Source organism: Thiohalophilus sp. (assembly GCF_046483665.1).
Taxonomy (GTDB): domain Bacteria; phylum Pseudomonadota; class Gammaproteobacteria; order UBA6429; family Thiohalophilaceae; genus Thiohalophilus.
In genome coordinates, this window is sequence record NZ_JAWOCR010000014.1 from 19,076 (window position 1) to 38,601 (window position 19,526).

Consider the following 19,526-nt stretch of genomic DNA (forward strand, 5'->3'; position numbering starts at 1 on the left):
AGGCAGAATTCCTTATTAAGCCGGACAAATAAACTGCGCCAAACTAGCGTCGATCTTGCTTCGATCTGTTCAGATTTGTAATCATAGTAAATCGACTCAAACGGCCCGCGCAACGCAACAAGCAATAATAGACACTCTATGGCCCAGATACTGGTATTGCACGGACCCAACCTGAACCTGCTCGGCACACGCGAGCCGGAACATTATGGCGCGGCCACGCTGGCCGAAATTGATCAGGATCTGGGCCGAATTGCCAGCGAAGCCGGACATAACTTATCCAGCCTGCAGAGCAACGCCGAGCACGAACTGGTTTCCCGCGTGCAGCAGGCGGCCAGCGAGGGCGTGGACTGGATTATCATCAATCCCGCCGCCTTTACCCATACCAGCGTAGCACTGCGCGACGCACTGGCGGCGGTGAAAATCCCGTTTATCGAAGTGCATCTTTCCAACATCCATGCACGCGAGGAATTCCGTCATCATTCCTATTTTTCGGAACTGGCCAGCGGTGTGATCAGCGGGCTGGGGGCGTACGGGTATACGCTGGCATTGCAGTCGGCGCTGCATACCCTGCAGAACAATTAACCTGATAACCCTTTCAAGGCATTACTGTTATGGATATTCGCAAAGTCAAAAAACTGATCGAACTGCTTGAAGAGTCCGGCATTGCCGAAATCGAGATCAAGGAAGGTGAAGAGTCGGTACGCATCAGCCGCAGCGGTCCCAACACTGCAATGATGATGCAGGCACCACCGCCGCAACCGGCTCCGGCGGTAGCGCCCGGCCCGGCCCCGACACCTCCCGCAGCAGAAAGTGACGAGGCCAAATTGCCCGAAGGGCACGTGGTCAAATCTCCTATGGTTGGCACCTTTTACCGGGCCCCGTCACCCGGCGCCAGCCCGTTCGTCGAAGTCGGTCAGCAGGTCAACGCCGGTGATACCCTGTGTATCATCGAGGCCATGAAACTGCTCAACCAGATCGAAGCGGACAAGAGCGGCACCATCAAGGCTGTCCTGGTGGAAAATGGACAGCCGGTGGAATACGACGAACCGCTGTTTGTCATCGGCTAACAACACCGGCTGCCACCGGCGGCCCTCCACTTCGCCTTTTGGGCATCAACCAGATTGTGTAAACGATGATAGAAAAAGTCCTGATTGCCAACCGTGGAGAGATTGCGCTGCGCATACTGCGCGCCTGCCGCGAGCTGGGTATCAAAACCGTGGCGGTCCATTCCGATGCTGATCGTGATCTGAAGCACGTCCGTCTGGCTGATGAATCGGTCTGTATCGGTCCGGCTTCCTCCACCGAAAGTTATCTGAACATTCCCGCCGTGATCAGCGCCGCCGAAGTCACCGATTCGATGGCCATTCACCCCGGTTATGGCTTTTTGTCGGAAAACGCAGACTTCGCCGAGCGGGTAATGGAAAGCGGGTTTATCTTTATCGGTCCGCGGCCCGACACTATTCGCATGATGGGTGATAAAGTTCAGGCCATCAAGGCGATGCAAAAAACCGGCGTACCGTGTGTACCCGGTTCCGATGGTCCGCTGGGCAGTGATGAAGAAACCAATATCCGCCTTGCCCGGGAGATCGGTTATCCGATCATCATCAAGGCCGCCGGCGGGGGCGGCGGGCGTGGTATGCGCGTGGTCCACTCCGAAGCGGCCTTGCTGAATGCCATTTCCATGACCCGGGCCGAAGCCGGCTCGTCGTTCGGCAACGACATGGTCTACATGGAAAAATTCCTGGAAAACCCGCGGCATATCGAGTTCCAGGTACTCGCTGATGAACACGGCAACGCCATTCATCTGGGTGAGCGCGATTGCTCCATGCAGCGCCGTCACCAGAAAGTGATCGAAGAGGCTCCCGCGCCCGGCATCACCGAAAAGATGCGCAAGAAGATCGGCGAACGCTGCGCCGATGCCTGCCGGGAGATCGGCTACCGTGGCGCGGGCACTTTCGAGTTCCTGTATCAGGACGGCGAGTTCTATTTCATTGAAATGAATACCCGTGTACAGGTAGAACATCCGGTGACCGAAATGGTCACCGGCGTGGACATCGTTCGCGAACAGTTACTGATCGCTTCGGGCGAAAAACTGCGTTATACCCAGAAAGAGATCGAAATTCGCGGCCACTCGATCGAATGCCGTATCAACGCCGAAGATCCGGACAAGTTCATCCCCTCGCCGGGCACCATCACCTCCTATCATGCACCGGGTGGACCGGGTATCCGTGTCGATACCCATATCTATAACGGTTACCGGGTACCACCCTATTACGATTCGATGATCTGCAAGCTGATCGCCCATGGTGAAGAGCGCGACACTGCCCTGGCGCGCATGCGTATCGCTCTCAGCGAAATCGTAATCGAAGGCATCAAAACCAACGTGTCCCTTCATCAGGAACTGATTCGTGACGCAAACTTCCGGGCCGGCGGGACCAACATTCACTATCTTGAAAAACTGTTGAGTGAACGGTAGTTCACTCAACAATTTTTCAGTGCCGAGGGGCGAGTTACGAGTGACGAGGAAAAATAACCGGCTTGTCCTCGTTACTCGTCCCTCGTAACTCGGCCCTGTTATTTTATGTCCTGGTTACAACTCATCATCCCCGCCCGGGCGGAACAGGTCGACGCGCTCAGTGATGCGCTGGAAGCGGCCGGCGCCGCATCGGTGACATTACAGGATGCGGCTGATCAGCCGTTGCTGGAGCCGGCGCCGGGCAGTACGCCGATCTGGGAACAAACCCGGGTAATTGGCCTGTTCAGCGCCGATCGGGATCCACAGGCCATTATCGATCAGATCAATACGCGAGCAGGTGAACCGGTGAGAGACTGGAAAGCCGAACCGCTGGAAGATCAGAACTGGGTGCGCGCCTGGATGGATCATTTCCAACCGATGCAGTTTGGGCAACGGGTCTGGATCGTCCCCGGCGGCTATACCCCGCCGGCTCCCGAAGCCGTGAATATTCTGCTCGATCCGGGGCTGGCTTTTGGTACCGGCACCCACCCCACCACGCGACTGTGCCTGGAATGGCTGGATGAACATCCGCCGCAGGATCAGAACGTCATCGACTATGGCTGCGGATCGGGCATTCTGGCCATCGCCGCCGGCAAACTCGGGGCCCGTCAGCTGTGGGGCGTAGACAACGATTCCCAGGCTCTGCTGGCCACGGCCGAGAACCTGCGTAAAAACGGGATCGCGGAAAATGTCGCTCTGCACCTGCCCGACGCCATGCCGCACGAAGTTCGGGTCCCCCTGCTACTGGCCAACATTCTGGCCGGTCCCCTGATCAGCCTGGCGCCGCAACTGGCCGAACACGTCGAGCCGGGCGGCAACATCGTCCTGGCCGGGATACTCGACACCCAGATGGATGATGTCATCGCCGCCTATCAGCCGTTTTTCGACATGCAGCTCTATCGTCAGATTGAGGAATGGGTCTGTCTCACAGGGACCAGGAACCAGGGGCCAGGGGCCAGATACTAGGACCTGGCACCTGGAAACTGATCTGGCGTGATATGATCACCGGCATGATTCACGCCGCCTTCCAAAAACAGCCAGGACCGCAATGCTAACGTGTTGTCCTGCCTGCCGCACCTGTTTCCGGATCACCGAAGCTCAGCTGGCGGTAGCGCAGGGCAAGGTGCGTTGCGGCAAATGCAAAACCGTCTTCAATGCCAAACAGCATTTGCAGCCTCTGCCCGGTCAGAGCTCATCGACCTCCTCCACTACCCCGCAGCCTGCCCCGGAGGCCTCCACCGAAGATCGAGAGCAAACAGATCATATTGATCTGTTCCGTGCCCCGCAGAGCGAAGCGCCTTCCCCGCCGCCAGGCCACGATGAAGCTACCGATCCCGTAGCGACCGAAACACAGCCCAAAGCGGGGGCATACGCAGGGCTCTCCGGGACCACGACAGAGGTTCCGTTCGATTCAGACGCTGTGCCAAAAGCCTCTGCGGGTGAACAAAAGCCGCCCCTCGAGACCAAACCGGAACCGCAAACCGTCGAAACCCCGGGGCCTGCGGGAGCGAGGCAAGCAAACGCCTCCAGCGAATCACATCACGATACCGATCCCGGGAACGAAACCCGGGCAACGGAGCCACCCGACGACACGCCCGCGCCCGAAACCGGGTCCGTTTTGCCTGCGACCACGGCTGAACCCGCCGGGACCCCTGCGGAGATTCCGTCCGGGACAGACGCTATGCCAGAAGCCTCCGCTTCCGAACAGAAGCGCTCTGGCGAGACCGAACAGGAACCGCAAACCCTCGAAATCCCGATGCCGGATCGGGAGGAGATGAAGACAGCCCCTTCCACCGGGTCTTCTGGGAACCCGGCTCACGGAAGCGAACCGGAAGACGCCGACGCGACATCTGTTTTCGACGATTCACGTTATAGATATAACGACTTCACCGATGAGATGCTCTCGGACAGAGAGCTGGATGACATCCTGGCGGAGATGGACCAGCAGTTGTCACTGGGCATCGATAACCCCGATACCGAACTGCCGGGATCTCTGGCTTTGCCGGATGAACCGCCACCGCCGGAACAGGATGAACTGGGCGAAGCCATAGACAGTCTGTTTGACGATCTGCAGCGTGAACCGTCTGCCGACGACGAGGCACCGGCTTCGAGCGCCTCTGAAACGACGGAGGAAACCGGCCCGGTCACCACCGAACCGCAGCAAGACCCCATGTCGCTGGCCTTCGATGAGGACTTCACAGACCGGGAAACCGGCCGGATCGATGAACCGGACCGCGACGAGTGGACAGACACCACGGAGCTGTCCCCGACGACGGACGAGGAGGCGGAGGCGGAACCGGTGCCGCTGCGCCTGCGCGATTCGCTGGCGATCGAACCGCCGAAACCGCGCAGCTGGCTGGCCACCCTCGGCGGCGGATTGTTGCTCCTGCTATTGCTGGCGCTCCTGCTCGGCCAGCTGGCCCTGTTCCGGCCACTGGATGTAATCCGCTATGTGCCGCAGAGCCAGCCCTGGCTGGAACAGTTCTGCCAGCAATTGCCCTGTCGCTTTACGGCGTATCGGGACACCGACCATATTCGTCTGCTCAACCGCGACGTGCGCGCCCATCCCAATCAGGATGACGCCCTGTTGATCAGTGCCACCCTGGTCAACGAAGCCAATGTGGCCCAGGCCTATCCCACCGTGCGGGTCAAGTTGTTTGATTTATCCGGCAACCGGGTGGCCCAGCGCCGTTTTACGCCGGCCGATTATCTGGGCGAGCGCCATTCACCGTTTATGCAGATGCAACCGGAAACACCCTTGCAGATCAAACTCGAGGTGGCGGACCCGGGCAGCGATGCGGTTAATTTCGAATTCGATTTCCAGTAACTGGCGACTCTCGCACAGCACCTTAATCCGGCAGGGCGTGTAGATCAGCTTTGCCCGGATCGCAAGGCCTGCGGGCCGCTTTTCCTGCTTTATCCTGTGCACCCGAACGGGTATGATAATCCGCCTCGTGCCGCGGGGACGAGTCAGCCTGAAGACATCACTATGCGTATCGGCCCTTATCAGCTCAACAATCCGTTGATCCTTGCACCCATGGCGGGTGTGACCGATCTGCCGTTTCGCCAGTTGTGCAAACAACTGGGCGCCGGCATGGCCGTGTCCGAAATGGTTTCGTCCAATTCCCTGCTGTGGGGCAGCAAAAAGACCGCGCGGCGCGCCAGTCACGACGGCGAAATCGAGCCCAGGGCGGTGCAGATTGCCGGGGCCGATCCGCAAATGATGGCCGAGGCCGCGCGTCACAATGTTGACCAGGGGGCCCAGATCATCGACATCAACATGGGCTGCCCGGCCAAGAAGGTGTGCAACGTCATGGCCGGTTCGGCCCTGTTACAGCACGAGTCGCTGGTCGAAGGCATTCTCAAAGCCGTAGTCGACGCCGTAGAAGTGCCCGTGACCCTGAAGATCCGCACCGGCTGGGACAGCGAACACAGAAACGCACCGTTGATTGCCCGCATCGCCGAGGACGCCGGCATCCAGGCGCTGGCCATCCACGGTCGCACCCGGGCCGATCAGTATCATGGCGAGGCGGAGTACGACACCATTGCCGAGGTCAAATCGCGAATCAGGATTCCGGTCATCGCTAACGGCGACATCAGCACGCCGCAAAAAGCCGAATTCGTGCTGCGCCATACCGGCGCCGACGCGGTCATGATTGGCCGCGCCGCCCAGGGTCGTCCCTGGATCTTTGGCGAAATCGAGCATTATTTACAAACCGGCGAGTTGCTGCCGGAACCATCCGCGGAAACCATCCGCGATATCCTGGTCGGTCACCTTAAAAACCTGTATGCCTTTTATGGCGAACATACCGGTGTCCGTGTGGCCCGCAAACATATCAGCTGGTATAGCAAGGGACAGTCTCATGGCGCGGCCTTTCGTCAGGCGGTGAATCGCGTCGACAGCGTGGAGCAACAGCTGGATATGACTTATGAATTTTTTGAACATTTAATTAATCGGGAGGAACTTGCCGCATGAGTGAAGCAGTGGCTATGGAAAACGCTGTGGTGATCGATAACAACACTTTCGACTCGTCCCAGAAACCTCTGCGGGATTGTGTTGCGGATGCGATGGAGAACTATTTCCGTCAGCTGGAAGGCCATCCGACCAATGACCTGTATAAAATGGCGCTCGCCGAACTGGAGGAGCCGCTGTTTCGCGCCGTACTCAATCACACCGGCGGTAATCAGAGCAAGGCTTCAGAAATGCTCGGCATCAACCGGGGGACCCTGCGCAAAAAGCTCAAGCAATACGGGTTACACGAATAAACAGTGGCAACGGCTAAGCGTATCTCGATCGACCGAACAGGGCCGGACAACAGAACCACCGAGAGCACCGAATTCACTGAAACGACGTATTAATTGCCTGGCCAATCATATTCAGGTGGGTTCGGTGTCATCGGTAGTTAAAGCATTGGCCCGATAACAACGTAGCATGTTAAACACTCTGCCGAGTCTATAAACATGTCAACACAATCCCGGCCACGGCGATCCCGTGGCCGAATTGTTGGTGGGGAACATACAACCATGAATAAAATCCAGCGCGCGCTGATCAGCGTCTCCGATAAAACCGGCATCGCCGGGTTTGCCAAACAGCTGCACGAGCAGTTCGGTATCGAGATCCTTTCCACAGGCGGCACGGCAAAGTTGCTGAGTGAAGCCGGGATTCCGGTAACCGAGGTCTCCGACTACACTGGCTTCCCGGAGATGATGGACGGGCGCGTTAAAACCCTGCATCCAAAGATCCACGGCGGGCTACTGGGTCGACGCGGAAAGGACGATGCAGTGATGCAGGAACATAGCATTCCGCCCATCGACATGGTGATCGTGAACCTCTATCCATTCCGCGAGGCCATTGCCAAACCCGACTGCGATCTGCCTACCGCGATCGAAAACATCGATATCGGCGGACCCACCATGTTGCGCGCGGCGGCCAAAAACCATGCCGGAGTCGCGGTGTTGGTCAACAGCGACGACTATGCGCCGGTACTCGAAGAGCTGGTCGACAACAACGGAGCGCTAAGCGACGCCACACGCTTCGATCTGGCAGTCAAAACATTCGAGCATACCGCCGGTTACGACGCTGCGATTGCCAACTATCTGGGCGCCATTGACAGCAACGGACAACACGGCGGTCTGCCGCGCACCTTCAACAGCCAGTTCCACAAGTTACAGGCCATGCGCTATGGCGAGAACCCGCATCAGGCCGCCGCCTTCTACGTGGAAGCCGATCAGCACGAGGCCTCGGTGGCGACCGCCCGCCAGCTGCAGGGCAAGGAACTGTCCTACAACAACATCGCCGACACCGATGCGGCGCTCGAGTGCGTCAAACAATTCGATACCCCGGCCTGCGTCATCGTCAAACATGCCAATCCCTGCGGCGTCGCCCAGGCCGAGAACCTGTTGCTCGCCTACGACCGCGCCTATGCCACCGATCCCGAATCGGCCTTCGGCGGGATCATCGCCTTCAACCAGGAACTGGACGTCGAAACCGCCAGGGCGATTGTCGAACGCCAGTTTGTCGAGGTCATCATTGCGCCGTCTGTCAGCGCCGAGGCTGTCGCAGTCGTCGCGGCCAGGAAGAACGTGCGCCTGCTGGCCTGCGGCGAGTTCAGCAACGGCCAGTCGCGGCTCGACTTCAAACGGGTCAACGGCGGCCTGCTGGTCCAGGAGGCCGATCTGGCTTTATATAATGAACTCAAGATCGTCACGAAACGCCAGCCCGGTGAACAGGAGCTGGGCGATCTGCTGTTCAGCTGGCAAGTAGCCAAGTTCGTCAAATCCAACGCCATTGTCTACGCAAAAGAGTTAATGACCATCGGCGTCGGCGCCGGGCAGATGAGTCGGGTCAACTCGGCGCGCATCGCCGCCATCAAGGCCGAACAGGCAGGCCTGGAAGTCCCCGGTTCGGTGATGGCTTCCGATGCCTTCTTCCCCTTCCGCGACGGTCTCGACCAGGCGGCCGAGGCCGGTATCCGGGCGGTGATACAGCCCGGCGGCTCCATGCGCGACGAGGAAGTGATCGCCGCCGCCGATGAACACGACATTGCCATGGTCTTCACCGGCATGCGCCACTTCCGTCACTGAACACTCACCTGGCATGAGCGACACGCGTATGAAAATTCTGATCATCGGCGGGGGCGGACGGGAACACGCCCTGGCCTGGAAAGCCGCCCAATCCGTACGGGTCGAAACCGTCTATGTGGCGCCCGGCAACGCGGGTACCGCCCGGGAACCTGGCCTGCGAAACGTGCCTGTCGGCGCCGGGGACATTCCGGCCCTGCTCGAGTTTGCCCGGGCCAAGGCCATCGATCTGACCCTGGTCGGTCCCGAGGCGCCACTGGTGGCCGGCGTGGTGGATGAATTTACCGCCGCCGGCCTGCCCTGTTTCGGCCCCACCCGCGCCGCCGCCCAGCTGGAAGGCTCCAAGGCCTTCACCAAGGATTTTCTGCAGCGCCACAACATTCCCACCGCCGCCTACGGTAATTTTACCGACGTAGACGAGGCTATCGCCTATGTCCGCCGACAGGGCGCGCCCATCGTGGTCAAGGCGGACGGACTGGCCGCCGGCAAGGGCGTCATCCTGGCGCAAACCGAAGGCGAGGCCATCGCCGCGGTGCGCGACATGCTGGCCGGCAATGCCTTCGGCGACGCCGGTCACCGGGTGGTCATCGAGGAGTTTTTGCGGGGCGAAGAAGCCAGCTTCATCGTCATGGCCGACGGCGAGCACATCCTGCCGCTGGCTACCTCCCAGGATCACAAGGCCCGTGACGACGGCGACCGCGGCCCCAACACCGGCGGCATGGGCGCCTACTCACCGGCCCCGGTGGTCACGGCCGAGATCCATGCGCGAGTCATGCGCGAGGTCATCGAGCCGACTGTGCGCGGCATGGCGGCCGAGGGTCACCCCTACACCGGTTTTCTTTATGCCGGGCTGATGATCGGCCCGGACGGTACTCCGAAGGTGCTCGAATACAACTGCCGCTTCGGCGACCCGGAAACCCAGCCCATTCTCATGCGCCTGCGCTCGGATCTGGTCGCGTTATGCGAGGCGGCGCTGGGCCACCGACTGGATCAGATCGAGGCCGAATGGGATTCTCGCGCCGCGCTGGGGGTGGTGATGGCGGCCGGCGGCTATCCGGATAGCTATCGCAAGGGGGATGTTATCCAGGGGCTTCCTGACGAGACGCCCGACAGCAAGGTATTTCATGCCGGTACCGCCCAGCAGGACGGGCAAATCGTGACCAGCGGCGGGCGCGTGCTATGCGCCGTGGGACTGGGAGAGACCGTCAGCGAGGCCCAGCAGCGAGCCTATGCGCTGGTGGAGCAGATTTACTGGGAACAGGTCTATTACCGCAACGATATCGGATATCGCGCAATTGTCCGCGAACAGGCGGAAAAATAGTCCCAAACGACGCGATCTTCGTATCTCGATAAATCACCTGATGGCGAGACTTCCGCCAGACATTCTATTAGAATAGACGGCTCGCTCGCGGCCCGGGGCCGCCGCAGAACAACCGAATTCATTACAACAACATTCCAACGTTTGACCCAAGGGAGACCCCATGTCTGCAAAACATCCCATTATCGCGGTCACCGGCTCCTCCGGTGCCGGGACCACCACGGTAAAAAACGCCTTTGAACATATCTTCTTCCGCGAGCAGATCAACCCGCTGGTCGTCGAGGGCGACAGTTTTCACCGCTATGATCGCGCGGCCATGAAAGAAGCGATTGCTGATTTTGCCAAAGAAGGCAAGCAGCTGAGCCATTTCGGCCCGGAAGCCAATCACTTCGAGCTGCTGGAAGAGACCTTCCAGACCTACGGCAAGACCGGCACCTGCAAGCGCCGCTATTACCTGCACAGCGACGAGGAAGCGGCCGAGCACAACAGCCGGCTGAGCACCGATCTCACTCCCGGCCAGTTCACACCCTGGGAAGAGATCAAGGAAAAGACCGACCTGCTGTTCTATGAAGGCCTGCACGGCGGTGTGGCTGACGGCGATATCGACGTGGCCAAACACGTGGATCTGCTGGTGGGCGTGGTGCCGATCGTCAACCTGGAGTGGATCCAGAAAATTCACCGGGACAACGCACAGCGCGGCTATTCCGCCGAGGCGATCGTGGATACCATTCTGCGTCGCATGGAAGACTACGTGCATTACATCACACCGCAGTTCTCCCGCACCCATGTCAACTTCCAGAGGGTACCGACGGTAGATACTTCTAACCCGTTTATTGCCCGGGATATCCCGACGCCGGACGAAAGCTTTATCGTGATTCGTTTCAGCGATCCGACCGGGGTCGATTTCCCTTACCTGCTGAACATGATCCCCGATTCGTTCATGTCACGCCGCAATACCATCGTGGTACCGGGCGGCAAGATGGGCTTCGCCATGGAGCTTGTCCTCAACCCGCTGATTCACGATATGATCCAGCAAAAGAAAAAAGCCTGAGAGACGGTTTCCAGGCCAGTAAAAAACCGGGCTTTGCCCGGTTTTTTATTGTCTGATGACCACCTCGAACCTGTACCGGTACATAACCCTGCATCGACAAGGCGGGCCAGTCCGATAAGGCAAGCACCAAACAGCCGGTCAGAACAACCGCCTGATAACCTGCCAGTATTCCATTCAGTAGTTTGCTGAAATTGTCTGTGAATCTGAGGTGGGTGAACCGATTTAAATCAGGGCATATCGATAACCGGGCCGGTTACATGCTAGCATGATCGACCCTGACAACCGGCAAATAGAGTGACGATGACACAATTCAAACTGGGACATGCCGCCGAGAACGAATGGCAAAAAGCCGCCGATCAGGTGATAAAACAGATCGGTACCTGCGAGGAATGCAACCTGGCTTTCATTTATGTCACCGATGCCTTCAGTAACGAGCTGAGCAAACTGCTGCGCTATCTCAAGGAACAGACCGGCATCGCACACTGGGTTGGCAGCATCGGCAATGGAATCTGTTGCACCAATACCGAATATTATGAGCAACCGGCGATCGTCTTACTCGCCTGCCAGTTCCCGCAAGAACAGTTCCGCGTCTTCGACATGGCCCGGGAAGAACAGCAGGCCCCGCCACCGTTCAATCCGAACGATTTTTCCCTGCGCCCGACCGTAGTCCATGGCGATCCCCGCAACGGGCACCTGCCCGAGACGATCCATGACCTGCCCGAACAACTGGGTAACGGTTATTTGATCGGCGGTTTAACTTCCTCGGATAACCATTATTTCCAGGTAGCCGACGATCTCACCGAAGGCTCACTCTCCGGCGTTATATTCGAGAATATCCCCATGGTAACGGGGCTGAGCCAGGGTTGTACGCCGATCACCGAACCGCGAATGCTGACCACCTGCGATCATCACATGGCGATGACCATCGATGGCCGTCCGGCGCTGGAGGTCTTCAAGGAGGATATTGGCGAGGTGCTGGCCCGCGATATCGATCGGGCTGCCGGTTATATCTTTGCCGCTTTTCCGGTCCAGGGGAGCGACACCGGCGACTATCTGGTGCGCAACGTCATCGGCTTCGATCCGGACAACAACCTGCTGGCCATCGGTGAACACATGACTCCTGATACCCCGATCATGTTCTGTCGCCGCGACGGTAAATCAGCGATCGAAGACATGCAACGCATGCTGGCCGACGTCAAGAAACGGCTCCGGGGCGCCGAACCCAAAGGCGGCGTCTATATCTCCTGTCTGGGCCGGGGCCGGCATCTGTTCGGCGAGAACAGTGAGGAAATGAAAATGATCAGTGAGGTTTTCGGCGACATCCCGCTGGTCGGCTTCTACGCCAACGGCGAAATCGCCGGCCAGCGCCTGTACGGCTACACCGGCGTCCTGACCTTGTTTCTATAATTTAAAATGAAATCCGCAAATAAACGCGAATACACGCAAATAGACATATATAAACTCATGTAGCATTGCCGTTAATTTGCGTGCATTAGCGAACCCAATAATATATTCAGGCAATATTCATAAGTCGGAATCAATACTATGGAATACCGTAAACTTGGCAACACCGATATCGACGTCAGTGTCATCTGTCTGGGTACGATGACCTGGGGTGAACAGAATACGCCCGCCGAGGCGTTCGAACAGATCGAGTATGCACTGGAGCAGGGGGTGAACTTTCTCGATACCGCCGAGCTGTATTCGATCCCGCCGCAGGCGAAGACTTACGGCCGGACCGAGGAGATCATCGGTCAATGGTTACAGAAAAACGGGCGACGCAAGGAGGTCGTGCTGGCCAGCAAGATCGCCGGTCCCGGCGAGAGCTGGATCCCGCATATCCGTGCTGGCAAGACCCGTTATAACCGCGAGTATATCCGCCAGGCGGTGGATGCCAGTCTCAAGCGGCTGCAAACCGATTACCTGGATCTCTATCAGTTGCACTGGCCCGAACGTCAGACCAATTTTTTTGGCCAGCTCGGTTACCAGCATCGGTTCGATGAAGATTTCACACCCTTGCTGGAAACCCTCGAGGCCCTGGAAGAGCAGCGCCAGGCGGGCAAGATTCGCTATGTGGGTCTGTCCAATGAGACACCCTGGGGCGTGATGCGTTTTTTACAGCTCGCCGAACAACACAACCTGCCCCGCATGGTCTCGGTCCAGAATCCTTACAGCCTGTTAAATCGCAGTTATGAAGTGGGTCTGGCGGAGATTTCCTGTCGTGAGCAGTGCGGTCTGCTGGCCTATTCACCGCTGGGCTTCGGGGTGCTCTCCGGCAAATACCTGGGCGGCAAGCAACCGGCCGGGGCACGTCTGAGCCGTTATCCGGACTACACTCGCTACAGCAACCCCCAGGCAATCGCCGCCACCGAACAATATGTGGCGCTGGCTCACGCGCATAATCTGGATCCGGCGCAAATGGCGCTCGCGTATATTAACCGCCGGCCGTTTCTGACCAGCAATATTGTCGGAGCCACCGATATGAACCAGCTGCAAAGCAATATTGCCAGTATCGATCTGCCCCTGTCCGAGGAGGTACTGGCCGGTATCGAGGCCATCCACCAGCAATTTCCCAACCCCAGTCCCTGATCCAGGTGCTAGGTGCTAGGTGCCAGGTACTAAGTCCTAAGTTCTAAGTTCTAAGTTCTAAGTTCTAAGTTCTAAGTTCTAAGTTCTAAGTTCTAAGTTCTAAGTCCTAAGTCCTAAGTACTAAGTACTAAGGAACGGGTTAATGAAGGAGATCTGTATGGCATGCCTGTTTTGTCAAATCGCCGAGGGCACGCAATCGGCCGATATCGTTTATACCGATGAGCACGTCATCGGTTTTCGCGATACCAATCCACAAGCGCCGCAGCATGTTCTGTTCATTCCGCGACGTCATGTCAGTACCATCAATGACTTCAACAAGCAGGACGCCGATCTGATCGGCAGCCTGATCCTCGCCGCGCAACACTATGCCAAAGAGCAGGGATTTTCCGAGCAAGGATATCGACTGGTGATGAACTGCAACCGCATGGCCGGGCAGACCATCTACCACGTCCACCTCCATCTGCTCGCCGGCCGCACCATGCACTGGCCGCCCGGGTAAACCAATTTTTGAATTTTTTAGTTTTGAATAGTGAATTACAGGTTGGTTAAACAAACTAATTCAACATTTAGCATTTAAAATTCAAAATTGCCTTTCAGTCCCGTTGCAGGTCCTGGGGCATGACCTGGATGCCGCCGTTGAGGACGCTGGCTTTGAAGCCGTTCTGGACCAGCAAAAAAGCCGCTGCGGAACTGCGTTTTCCGGTAGTACAATAACAGATGTATTCGATCTCCTTGTCCAGCTCATCCAGGCGCATGCGAAGTTCGTGCAGAGGGACGTTGATGGCATGGGGCATGCGGCTATGGCGATATTCGCGGGAGTGACGGACATCCAGCCAGCGCGCTCCCCGGGCGACACGAAGCCGTGATTCGTCAGGCGAGAGCCGGGCCAGCAACGGCTCCTTCAGCAGGGCGTCAAAATCTTGCTTGGCCAGTCGCATCACCTGACCGTCGGTTTCCATGGTCACCGAGGCATTGCGCTTGCCGCCGGAGAGCAGTGCTTCTTCACCAAAGCTGCTGCCCGCCTCCAGATTGGCCAGACGCACCGTACGGGTGACCTGTGCCTCGCCTTCGGTCAGCACATAATAATAATCACCGGACTCACCCTGTTCGACAATGCGATCTCCTGCCCTGACATCCAGCGGCTGCATTCTCTCCAGCAGCTGTTTTATATTGGCCGGTGGCATCGACTCAAACGCCATGATATGGCGGACCTTGCGAATCCAGCTGCGTCCCCCCTCCGGCGCCGGGTTTTCCTGTTCAACAGGCGGTGTCATCGTCTGCACTGGCCGGCTATCACGATCTTCGGATACCGCCATCTGGTCCCACATCATCATATAGTCGAGAATACTGTTCTCGATAAGGATCACATGCCCGCGGGTCAGTGCCGTGGCAGTCGCCTGTCTCGGCTGACCGTCGACCAGAGGATAGCGAGCCTCGTCATCCCGCGCCGTGATCACTTTGCTGATTGTCCCATCAGAAGAACTGAGCTGAATATCCCCATCCAGCAGATAGACTGTCTGGTTATCGATATCCCCCTCGCGAAACAGACTGACACCGATACCGGGTGAGTCCAGTGTCAGTAGCGATAATAACTCTTCCAGACGCTCGGCAGAGAGTGAGGCGATCGGTTCGTATTTTTTGAGAACTTCGATTGTTAAAACCGGCTTATCATTCATCCGCGGTACCAACTGTGATTATTATCGTTTTGCCAGACAACTGAGCAGGGTTGATACACCCTGGAATTGACAGCCTTGTCGGCCTGTTCCATAGTCAGTCGGTTCGCCTTTCCAGGCACCCGCTTCAACCCGGAACTGACATTCGGGCCCGTATTGTTATAAAGTAACTGCCATCAGGTATGTTAACCCCATCACACAATCATAAGCAAAAAAGGCATCGACACGATGAATGGCGACAGGGACAAAAATAAAAACAGGGACAATGTCATTCCGTTTCGCCCTCGCCAGACTCGTGAGAAACTGGCAGAACCGTACCTGCCGGAGGAGCTGTATATCGCCGACAAGGCGCAGCAGATTGATCAGCTGCCGGCGATTCCCGAACTGGCCCTGCGTATTCTGAAACTACGGGATGATCCCGATGCGACTGTCGAGCAGCTGGTCGATATTATCATGCTGGATCCCTCCCTGGCCGCCCAGGTCATCCGTTATGCCAACTCGCCCCTGTTCGGCCAGCGTGGCCAGGTCAAGACACTGGATGACGCCGTCTTTCGGATACTCGGCTTTGAAACTGTCATGTACCTGGCCATCGGCAGTGCCATGGCCAGAGCATTCCATTTTCCCGATTCCGGCAAGCTGGGACTGAATCATTTCTGGCGCAGCGCCACCTATAGTGCTGCTTTGATGCAAAATTTGAGCGCACAGATTCATCGGGATCAAAAATTACAACCGGGGATTGCCTATCTGTGCGGCCTGATGCACAACATCGGTTTTCTGGTGCTGGCACAGCTGTTCCCGGATAAATATCACTGGTTAAACCATGCCCTCAATGCGGGTGATGCCGGTCCGGTCATCGAGCTGGAAGAGCAACTTCTGGGTATTACCCATGCGCGTCTGGGTGTTCGCCTGATGGAGGAATGGCAGATGCCCGGTGAGCTTCAGGCAGTTGCCGGCCATCATCATAATCTGAATTACCAGGGGGAATTTGCCGATTATGTCTGGCTGACTCAGGTCACTGATCAGCTGCTCAAACAGCACGATCTTTCCGATGCGGATAGCGCTGAGCCGGCAAGCGCGCTTTACCAACAACTGGGGTTATGCAAGAGCGATTTGAAAAATGCACTGGATGACGTTTTGCAATCATCCGATGTCCTTGACGCCATGGTCCACAGCCTGATGAATTGAACCCCGGCACAGGCTCTTGATAAGGCGTCTCGCGGTAACCAGTACCGGAGCGAACTGCCTAGAAACGCAACCCCCCCAGACGTCGACTGATCTGGTAACGCTGCCAGACAACTCCTCCGACAAAGGCGGCAATTCCGATCAGTGCCAGCCCGATCACCCAGAAGATCACAGCACTGCCATTTTCCTTTGTTTGCGCTGCGCTGCGGGCCACGCGCAATTGCAACTTGGAACGTTCGGTCTTGAGATCATCGAGCCGATTGTTGAGCGTGTGATTCGCTTCTTCCAGAACATTAACCGCCTGGCGCAATTCTTCAAGCTCCTTCTCCATCGCAGCACGCTGTTCTCTGACCTGTTCCAGCCGAATCATCGCCGGCGGGTCTTCAGTGGTGTAAATATCCCTGATCCAGCCGCTCAGCCCCTTGTCGGTGCGAATACGTATATAACCATCGCGCCGTGCCAGCACTTCCAGATGCATACCGGTTGTCACTACGCCAACGGGGGTCACGCGACTGTCCGGCTCCGGACGCACGCCAACCCGCAACATATCGCTGATATAGACCTTTTTGTCGTCGTCCTGGGCGTGAGCAGACCCGCCCAACAGGCCGCTCAGCGCAAACAGGAGAATGAGTAATCGATAAGTCATAAAGGAGCAGTGTAATGAATTTTATGGCTTAATGCAGTATCGGCAGGACCTGGGGGGGGGATTTAGTCTGTTCCGGGAAAAGCTGTCACGGGGAGGGCGGTTCTGGCTCGATCCGGGGACAAGCTACATAAATCTGCTGCTCCTCTACTCGCAACGACACGGCTGCCAGCGACTTTCCCTGGCAGGGGCCCCATACACAAAAACCGTCCTGCGGACGAAACAGGGCACCATGTAAGGCGCATTGTATCAATTCCTGGTTATAGTCAAAAAACTGGTCCGGCAGCCAGTTAAGTGGCACCCCGGTATGCGGGCAGCTGTTGATGTAACCTCGCAGATCCCCCTCGAATTTCACTATGAACAGGTTCTGCTCCTCTCCCCGGCATGCGATATTCACTTGCAGACTCCCCGGGTCGCCAATCTCGTCGACATGACAAACTCTGAACTCATTCATACAAAACTCCCTGACCGCAGATGCATCTGATCCCCTGAAAATCAGGGAAAAACGCTTGCGTCAGAAATACAAAATGGTCAAAAATAAGTCTATAACAGCTTTAAATTGCGTTAGACTGTGCTATTTTAGCACCATAAAAAATCTCATCAGAACACTCAGGAGCAATCATGGCAACGAAGAAAAAAGCCAAGAAAAAAGTCGCGAAGAAGAAAACCGCTGCTACAAGGGCCCCGGCAGTCAAAACCATCAAGGAACCGATGACCAAATCTGCTCTGTATGCCACTATCGCCGAGCGCACTGAACTGCAGAAAAAGCAGGTCGCCGCGGTATTCGATGAACTGGCTACCATTATCAATGGTCACGTGAAGCGTAACGGCGCTGGCGTCTTCACCCTGCCTGGCCTGCTGAAAATCAAGGTTGTCCGCAAGCCGGCCACCAAGGCCCGCAAAGGCATCAACCCGTTCACCGGCGAACCCACTGTTTTCAAGGCCAAACCGGCCCGCAATGTGGTCAAGGCGCAGCCGCTCAAGGCACTCAAGGACATGGCGGCCTGAAAAGCGTAATACTCGACAGGGACTCGCGGCCGGGCATTGCCCGGCCGTTTTCGTTCTACCCCCTGAAAACACAGGCTGGCGAATTCCCCGATTCCCGCATTCTTTATCCCGGATAACCCCTCTCTGCTGGTTTGCAAAGTTGCGCCGGATTGACTATCTACTGAACATGGCCCGAAATAATCGACGGTGAAACCATGTCCAGACACTATGCCCCTTTGCCCCTGCGCAAATTGTCCAACCATATTGACTATCATAAACCACACCAGATGCTTCCCGATCACCTGACACTCGATATGCCTGCCATTTATGCCATGACCGACCTGCTGCGTGTCGCGGCCGTCACGGTGGAACCGGCCACACATCTGGATGCGGCCAACCAGAAGATGATCGCCAGCCAGGTTCGCTTGCTGCTGGTATGCCGGCCGGATAATTCAGTAGCCGGGATTCTCACTGCCAGCGACATTCTGGGCGAGAAGCCCGTGAAGTACATGCATGAAGTGGATTGCGCCTATCTCGATATCATGGTGCGAGATATCATGACACCGCACGATGAAATGGATGTTCTCGCCCTGAGCGATATCCAGATGGCCTGTGTCGGAGATGTCGTTGCGACCCTGCAGCAGGTGTTCCGCCAGCATGCTCTGGTGATCGATAACGATCGCTACGGATTACAACGCGTTCGTGGCATTTTTTCCGCCTCACATATCAGCCGACAACTGGGCATACCCATCCCCGATAACGGCCGGGCTCACAGCTTTGCCGAGCTGGAACAGGCCCTGGCAGCCGGGTAAGCGGACCTTCCCGGTCGCACGCCACGTCACATCCGGAGGCGCACCGTAAAGGTACCGCTATACCGATACGCTTGAATCGCCAGGCAATAAAAACCCGCCCCGGGATGACCGGGGCGGGCCCTTGTATTCGAGCCGGGCTCAAATCTAGAAGCGGATATCCACCCCGAAGAATGTACCGTCCTCAATCTCGACGCTAGTGGTGCCCCCTGCCGGGGTTTCGATGTCTGCCTCGACATTCTGAATGCCGGCAACGACACTCGCCTGGGGCGTTATCTGGAAAGAGGCGAACAGTCCCCATTCACGAAACTTCTCGGCATCCTGAAATGCGACCACACCCGGTGCATAGTAGAAGAAGGCGCCCAGGCCGAAACCGCCCCAGCTTTCGGGCATCATCAGCATGTCGCCCCCGATCGCGATAGCAGAGACATCATAATTGCTTGCCTCGCCATAGTACGCCCGGCCACCGATAGAAACGATCACCGGAAAGTCCAGGCTTTCACCGCGCACCTGCAGCCCAACGTGAGTCAGAAAATCATCCTCGCGGACCGCTTCGTCGTGATCGGTAAACAGTACACCGAACTCGGTTTCCAGACGACCGAATTGCTGCCCGAAGGCCTCGGTAGCGTAGGAAAAACGTGCGGCCTCACTGCCCAGATAAGCTTTGATGGCTTCGGC

The 19,526-nt window shown here is 57.2% G+C and carries 20 protein-coding genes and 1 pseudogene; 17 read left to right on the top strand and 4 right to left on the bottom strand.

Annotation, left to right across the window (positions count from 1 at the left end; genetic code table 11):
• Positions 1-138: 138 nt before the first annotated feature.
• From aroQ to R6U90_RS04010, 14 genes and pseudogenes are all read left to right on the top strand, one after another.
• Positions 139-582 (top strand): type II 3-dehydroquinate dehydratase, encoded by a 444-nt coding sequence (aroQ, locus tag R6U90_RS03945; RefSeq protein WP_410351365.1) that lies wholly within the window; start codon positions 139-141, stop codon positions 580-582.
• Between the two features lie 29 nt (positions 583-611).
• On the top strand, positions 612-1,067 hold the full coding sequence (accB, locus tag R6U90_RS03950) for an acetyl-CoA carboxylase biotin carboxyl carrier protein (RefSeq protein WP_410351366.1): 456 nt from the start codon (positions 612-614) through the stop codon (positions 1,065-1,067).
• A gap of 65 nt (positions 1,068-1,132) precedes the next feature.
• Complete coding sequence (accC, locus tag R6U90_RS03955; protein ID WP_410351367.1) at positions 1,133-2,476, top strand: acetyl-CoA carboxylase biotin carboxylase subunit; 1,344 nt, start codon at positions 1,133-1,135, stop codon at positions 2,474-2,476.
• 105 nt (positions 2,477-2,581) lie between these two features.
• Positions 2,582-3,481 carry a 50S ribosomal protein L11 methyltransferase gene (gene prmA, locus R6U90_RS03960; protein WP_410351368.1) on the top strand — a complete coding sequence of 300 codons (900 nt, stop codon included), beginning with the start codon at positions 2,582-2,584 and terminating at the stop codon, positions 3,479-3,481.
• A gap of 82 nt (positions 3,482-3,563) precedes the next feature.
• Positions 3,564-3,662 (top strand): annotated as a pseudogene (locus R6U90_RS03965) (MJ0042-type zinc finger domain-containing protein); the annotation flags it as partial.
• Positions 3,663-4,196: 534 nt separating this feature from the next.
• A complete protein-coding gene (locus R6U90_RS03970) occupies positions 4,197-5,342 on the top strand; it encodes a DUF3426 domain-containing protein (RefSeq protein ID WP_410351386.1) in 1,146 nt (381 codons plus the stop codon).
• Between the two features lie 162 nt (positions 5,343-5,504).
• The gene (gene dusB / locus R6U90_RS03975) at positions 5,505-6,491 is read left to right on the top strand and encodes a tRNA dihydrouridine synthase DusB (protein WP_410351369.1); all 987 of its coding nucleotides are present in this window, start codon (positions 5,505-5,507) and stop codon (positions 6,489-6,491) included.
• On the top strand, positions 6,488-6,781 hold the full coding sequence (fis, locus tag R6U90_RS03980; protein ID WP_410351370.1) for a DNA-binding transcriptional regulator Fis: 294 nt from the start codon (positions 6,488-6,490) through the stop codon (positions 6,779-6,781). The genes dusB and fis overlap by 4 nt, the downstream gene beginning before the upstream one ends.
• A 258-nt stretch (positions 6,782-7,039) precedes the next feature.
• Positions 7,040-8,599 (top strand): bifunctional phosphoribosylaminoimidazolecarboxamide formyltransferase/IMP cyclohydrolase, encoded by a 1,560-nt coding sequence (purH, locus tag R6U90_RS03985; protein WP_410351371.1) that lies wholly within the window; start codon positions 7,040-7,042, stop codon positions 8,597-8,599.
• Between the two features lie 28 nt (positions 8,600-8,627).
• Complete coding sequence (gene purD / locus R6U90_RS03990; RefSeq protein WP_410351372.1) at positions 8,628-9,917, top strand: phosphoribosylamine--glycine ligase; 1,290 nt, start codon at positions 8,628-8,630, stop codon at positions 9,915-9,917.
• A gap of 160 nt (positions 9,918-10,077) precedes the next feature.
• Positions 10,078-10,965: a phosphoribulokinase gene (locus tag R6U90_RS03995; protein WP_410351373.1), complete on the top strand. Its 888-nt coding sequence runs from the start codon at positions 10,078-10,080 to the stop codon at positions 10,963-10,965.
• Positions 10,966-11,265: 300 nt separating this feature from the next.
• Positions 11,266-12,372 carry an FIST C-terminal domain-containing protein gene (locus R6U90_RS04000; RefSeq protein ID WP_410351374.1) on the top strand — a complete coding sequence of 369 codons (1,107 nt, stop codon included), beginning with the start codon at positions 11,266-11,268 and terminating at the stop codon, positions 12,370-12,372.
• 138 nt (positions 12,373-12,510) lie between these two features.
• The gene (locus R6U90_RS04005; RefSeq protein WP_410351375.1) at positions 12,511-13,554 is read left to right on the top strand and encodes an NADP(H)-dependent aldo-keto reductase; all 1,044 of its coding nucleotides are present in this window, start codon (positions 12,511-12,513) and stop codon (positions 13,552-13,554) included.
• A gap of 142 nt (positions 13,555-13,696) precedes the next feature.
• On the top strand, positions 13,697-14,053 hold the full coding sequence (locus R6U90_RS04010; RefSeq protein WP_410351376.1) for a histidine triad nucleotide-binding protein: 357 nt from the start codon (positions 13,697-13,699) through the stop codon (positions 14,051-14,053).
• A 94-nt stretch (positions 14,054-14,147) separates the two neighbouring features.
• Here the strand turns inward: R6U90_RS04010 and R6U90_RS04015 are convergent, their stop codons facing one another.
• A complete protein-coding gene (locus tag R6U90_RS04015) occupies positions 14,148-15,230 on the bottom strand; it encodes a cyclic nucleotide-binding domain-containing protein (RefSeq protein WP_410351377.1) in 1,083 nt (360 codons plus the stop codon).
• A gap of 225 nt (positions 15,231-15,455) precedes the next feature.
• Here R6U90_RS04015 and R6U90_RS04020 point away from each other — a divergent pair, with 225 nt between their 5' ends.
• Complete coding sequence (locus R6U90_RS04020) at positions 15,456-16,412, top strand: HDOD domain-containing protein (protein WP_410351378.1); 957 nt, start codon at positions 15,456-15,458, stop codon at positions 16,410-16,412.
• 58 nt (positions 16,413-16,470) lie between these two features.
• Here R6U90_RS04020 and R6U90_RS04025 read toward each other — a convergent pair whose 3' ends face one another.
• Entirely contained in the window at positions 16,471-17,055 is a 585-nt protein-coding gene (locus R6U90_RS04025; RefSeq protein ID WP_410351379.1) for a TIGR04211 family SH3 domain-containing protein, read from the bottom strand.
• An 85-nt stretch (positions 17,056-17,140) separates the two neighbouring features.
• The gene (locus R6U90_RS04030; RefSeq protein ID WP_410351380.1) at positions 17,141-17,506 is read right to left on the bottom strand and encodes a Rieske (2Fe-2S) protein; all 366 of its coding nucleotides are present in this window, start codon (positions 17,504-17,506) and stop codon (positions 17,141-17,143) included.
• Positions 17,507-17,673: 167 nt separating this feature from the next.
• On the opposite strand from R6U90_RS04030, the gene R6U90_RS04035 reads away from it, so the two are divergent.
• Complete coding sequence (locus R6U90_RS04035; protein ID WP_410351381.1) at positions 17,674-18,060, top strand: HU family DNA-binding protein; 387 nt, start codon at positions 17,674-17,676, stop codon at positions 18,058-18,060.
• Positions 18,061-18,254: 194 nt separating this feature from the next.
• Positions 18,255-18,851, top strand: coding sequence for a CBS domain-containing protein (locus tag R6U90_RS04040; protein ID WP_410351382.1), 597 nt, complete (start codon positions 18,255-18,257; stop codon positions 18,849-18,851).
• A 144-nt stretch (positions 18,852-18,995) separates the two neighbouring features.
• On the opposite strand, the gene R6U90_RS04045 is transcribed toward R6U90_RS04040, so the two are convergent.
• The coding region (locus tag R6U90_RS04045) for a hypothetical protein (protein ID WP_410351383.1) at positions 18,996-19,526 on the bottom strand (531 nt) is incomplete at its 5' end.

Bases quoted from the DNA above. Each gene is read 5' to 3' on its own strand.
- R6U90_RS04005 (WP_410351375.1), top strand. From the start codon at position 12,511: ATGGAATACCGTAAACTTGGCAACACCGATATCGACGTCAGTGTCATC.
- accC (WP_410351367.1), top strand. From the start codon at position 1,133: ATGATAGAAAAAGTCCTGATTGCCAACCGTGGAGAGATTGCGCTGCGC.
- R6U90_RS04030 (WP_410351380.1), bottom strand. From the start codon at position 17,506: ATGAATGAGTTCAGAGTTTGTCATGTCGACGAGATTGGCGACCCGGGG.
- R6U90_RS03970 (WP_410351386.1), top strand. From the start codon at position 4,197: ATGCCAGAAGCCTCCGCTTCCGAACAGAAGCGCTCTGGCGAGACCGAA.
- R6U90_RS04020 (WP_410351378.1), top strand. From the start codon at position 15,456: ATGAATGGCGACAGGGACAAAAATAAAAACAGGGACAATGTCATTCCG.
- dusB (WP_410351369.1), top strand. From the start codon at position 5,505: ATGCGTATCGGCCCTTATCAGCTCAACAATCCGTTGATCCTTGCACCC.
- aroQ (WP_410351365.1), top strand. From the start codon at position 139: ATGGCCCAGATACTGGTATTGCACGGACCCAACCTGAACCTGCTCGGC.
- R6U90_RS04010 (WP_410351376.1), top strand. From the start codon at position 13,697: ATGAAGGAGATCTGTATGGCATGCCTGTTTTGTCAAATCGCCGAGGGC.
- R6U90_RS04015 (WP_410351377.1), bottom strand. From the start codon at position 15,230: ATGAATGATAAGCCGGTTTTAACAATCGAAGTTCTCAAAAAATACGAA.
- prmA (WP_410351368.1), top strand. From the start codon at position 2,582: ATGTCCTGGTTACAACTCATCATCCCCGCCCGGGCGGAACAGGTCGAC.
- R6U90_RS04000 (WP_410351374.1), top strand. From the start codon at position 11,266: ATGACACAATTCAAACTGGGACATGCCGCCGAGAACGAATGGCAAAAA.
- purH (WP_410351371.1), top strand. From the start codon at position 7,040: ATGAATAAAATCCAGCGCGCGCTGATCAGCGTCTCCGATAAAACCGGC.
- R6U90_RS03995 (WP_410351373.1), top strand. From the start codon at position 10,078: ATGTCTGCAAAACATCCCATTATCGCGGTCACCGGCTCCTCCGGTGCC.
- purD (WP_410351372.1), top strand. From the start codon at position 8,628: ATGAAAATTCTGATCATCGGCGGGGGCGGACGGGAACACGCCCTGGCC.
- R6U90_RS04040 (WP_410351382.1), top strand. From the start codon at position 18,255: ATGTCCAGACACTATGCCCCTTTGCCCCTGCGCAAATTGTCCAACCAT.
- fis (WP_410351370.1), top strand. From the start codon at position 6,488: ATGAGTGAAGCAGTGGCTATGGAAAACGCTGTGGTGATCGATAACAAC.
- R6U90_RS04035 (WP_410351381.1), top strand. From the start codon at position 17,674: ATGGCAACGAAGAAAAAAGCCAAGAAAAAAGTCGCGAAGAAGAAAACC.
- R6U90_RS04025 (WP_410351379.1), bottom strand. From the start codon at position 17,055: ATGACTTATCGATTACTCATTCTCCTGTTTGCGCTGAGCGGCCTGTTG.
- accB (WP_410351366.1), top strand. From the start codon at position 612: ATGGATATTCGCAAAGTCAAAAAACTGATCGAACTGCTTGAAGAGTCC.